The sequence below is a fragment of the Ruminococcus callidus ATCC 27760 genome (assembly GCF_000468015.1).
GTDB classification, from domain to species: Bacteria; Bacillota; Clostridia; order Oscillospirales; family Ruminococcaceae; genus Ruminococcus_C; species Ruminococcus_C callidus.
On record NZ_KI260323.1, the window covers coordinates 1 to 2,989 of the forward strand.

Genomic DNA, 2,989 nt, shown 5'->3' on the forward strand with positions numbered 1-2,989 from the left:
GCCATTCAAGGGCCGTTTTAAGTTAATGACATTGATGCAGGCATCGCCCCTACACATTCCAAGAGGTTCTTTCGTAAAATCCAATGCTGCAAAAGTAAAAAAATCCCCCTGCACTCGCAGAGGGATTTTTGCATATCCGATTTATTTTCTAAAACGTCATCTAAAATGTCAGAATAAAGCATATCCAGTGTTCGTATTCCGATTCCACCTGTATGCGAATCTTATGGGCATCGGCAATGCTCTGGGCGATAGACAGCCCCAGACCATAACCGCCGGTGGCTCTGGCACGGGACGCGTCGCTGCGGTAGAACCGCTGGAAGATCTTCTCCTTTTCCGACTCCGGAATGCCCTTGCCGGTGTTATAGACCTTCAGCGTTTTCTTGTTCTGTACCTGTTGCAGCGTCACCCGAATTTCTCCGTGTTCCTTGCTGTATTTCAGGGCGTTGTCCATGAAGATACCCACCAGCTGTTTGATCTGGTCAGGGTTGCCGTGATAGGAAATGTCCTCCTGTATCTCCAGTTCCAGCTGCTTTTCCTGCTCGAACGCCTGCCCCTCAAAGGGCAGTGCCGCACCGGAAACGGCTTCGCTCAAAGAGAAGTCCACGAAATCTTTTTTCTTGTCCCCCATTTCCAGCTTGGTCAGGTTCATCATCTCGCCCACCAGCACCCGCATTCGCTCCGCCTGCGACTGAATATAGCTGAGCCATTTGTTCTCCCCGATCTCGTCGTGGAGAATGTCCACATTGGCGGAAATGATCGTCAAGGGCGTTTTCAGTTCGTGCCCCGCATCGGAGATAAACTGCCGCTGGCGTTCAAAGGTTTCCTGCATGGGACGCATGGCTCGTTTGGTCAGGATCATGGTCAGCAAAAATACCACGCCCTCCATCAGCAGGAACACCAGAATGCTGACCAGCAGCACCTTGTGCAGCAGCAGCTGTTCCGCACTGCGGTCGGAAAATACTACCAGCGTCCCCCTGTCGTAATCCTTGCGGAAATATTGCAGGCTGCCGTACCAGCCGTCTGTCTTTCCCTTTTCCAGCACGTAGTCCAGCATTGTCTGTGCATCGTCCTCGGTGTAGTTTTCCGTACCGTCCAGCCGCATCAGCATGCCCTCGCCGTTGGCAAAACAGAGGAAGTGGTCGATCGTCACCACGTCGCCCCGTTTGTCCGGAAACGGCGGAGCGTTCCGACCGCCGTCGTTCATGGGCACAGACTGTGCCAGACTTGCCAGCGGCATGGCGTAGAGTACCGGCTGCCGGGCGGCGTAATTTTCCCTGTTGTCCTCGTAGTCATGAGGCGGATTGTCCCAGCCCCACCACGGCGGCGGATCCGGCGGCAGATCCGGCTCTGTCTGACGAGGGGGATCAGGATGAGGCGGCTGTGTTGCCGCGGGCTTTGTTTCACGTGAAACAACCGCCTTGGTAGTCGTGACAGGAGCCTTGGTCTGCCGTGCGGTGGTTGCCCTTGGGGCTGCCGTCGTTGCCTTGGGAGCAGCTGTCTGCCGGGGCGTGGGTGACTGTGTCTGCACTGCCGCCGGAGCCGGAGCACCGCTTCCTGCCGCCTTGGTTTCCGCAGGAGCACGTTCCGTCTGGACGGTGGTAGTTTCCGCAGTAGTGGTGGTGCTGGCTGTGGTAGTAACTGTAGTTTCCGTGGAAGTATCCGAGCCGGCAGCCGGAACAGCGTTTGTGGTTTCCTGCGGCCGTTTTCCGTCCGGCGGAGCACCGTCCGGCATCTGCCGCACAGCAGTTTCACTGATTGCGATCTGCTCCAGCAGGTTCCGTGTCTGGTTGTAGCTCATGGCTTCGGTAATCACATTCAGGGCAATCAACGGGATCAGGAGCACCGTTGTCAGCATCGCCATGGTAATGCAGATAAACTGCCGCCGTACCCGCCGGATCATGCTTTTTTCTCCAGAAAATAGCCGATGCCGCGAGCCGTGCGAATCTGCACTGTGGAGTGAATTGCGGTCAGTTTTTTTCGCAGGAAGGAGATATACACCTCGATATTGTTATATTCGACATCGCTTTCATAGCCCCAGATCTTTTCGATAAAGCGTTCCTTGGGAATGATCTGTTCGGGGTTGGACAGCAGCATTTCCATGATCTGATATTCTTTCAGGCTAAGCTTCATGCGGTTTTCGCCCTGTATCAGGTCATAGGTCTGCCGGTTCAGCTGGAGTTCTGCGAAGTGCAGGCAATCCACTTCCACTTCGCCTTTTCGTCTGGTAAGGGCACGGATTCGTGCCAGCAGTTCACCGGTGGAAAAGGGCTTGGTGAGGTAGTCGTCCGCCCCGCAGTCCAGCCCGTGAATCTTGTCTTCCACTTCGGACTTGGCAGTCAGGAGCATGATCGGGGTCGCATTTTTTTCCTGCCGGAGAATCTGCACGATCTCGGTGCCGCTGCGGACAGGGAGCATGATGTCCAGCAAGATGCAGTCGTAGATACCGGTGCGGGCGTATTCCAGACCATCGTCACCGTCGAAAACGGTATCTACGTTGTATTTATTGCGTTTGAGAATTTCCGCCAGTGTATCCGCCAGCTGGACTTCGTCTTCTACTACAAGAATTTTCATGGAGAATCCTCCTTTCAGAATACAGATTTCCAGCTTCTATTATAGGGGAGAATGCTTAATCTTATCTTAAAATAAAAATGTCATATCTTCGGGTGGTGCATTGCCGCGTGGTACAAGTGGAATGCGAACTCTTTTCTTTTTTTGCTTCTTTTTTTCTTTTCAGTAAAGAAAAAAAGAAGCGTAACTCTTTGTGAAATCGGTTGGCTGCCGTAGCGATGAAAGAATCCCTCCACCGCCTAGCGGCGGTCCCCCTCCCTTTTCAAGGGAGGCTTATATACTGCTTGCAAACGCCGTATTTCATAAAGTTACCCGCCTGCACAAGAAAACACCTGAATATCAACATTACCAATACAGGAAAAGGCAACAACCGGCGTTGGCATGCCCCAGGCGGACAGCGAGGGCAACGAGCGATTCCGCC

2 protein-coding genes are annotated in these 2,989 nt (G+C 53.6%); both read right to left on the reverse strand.

What is annotated here, in order from left to right:
- Window positions 1–160: 160 nt before the first annotated feature.
- Window positions 161–1,900 (reverse strand): sensor histidine kinase, encoded by a 1,740-nt coding sequence (locus RUMCAL_RS14340; RefSeq protein ID WP_021680972.1) that lies wholly within the window; start codon window positions 1,898–1,900, stop codon window positions 161–163.
- The gene (locus tag RUMCAL_RS02810; RefSeq protein ID WP_021680973.1) at window positions 1,897–2,571 is read right to left on the reverse strand and encodes a response regulator transcription factor; all 675 of its coding nucleotides are present in this window, start codon (window positions 2,569–2,571) and stop codon (window positions 1,897–1,899) included. Before RUMCAL_RS02810 ends, RUMCAL_RS14340 begins: the two co-directional genes overlap by 4 nt.
- Between the last annotated feature and the right edge of the window lie 418 nt (window positions 2,572–2,989).

What these genes read in the sequence shown, in the direction of transcription:
- RUMCAL_RS14340 (WP_021680972.1), bottom strand. Translation starts at nt 1,900, where the DNA reads ATGATCCGGCGGGTACGGCGGCAGTTTATCTGCATTACCATGGCGATG.
- RUMCAL_RS02810 (WP_021680973.1), bottom strand. Translation starts at nt 2,571, where the DNA reads ATGAAAATTCTTGTAGTAGAAGACGAAGTCCAGCTGGCGGATACACTG.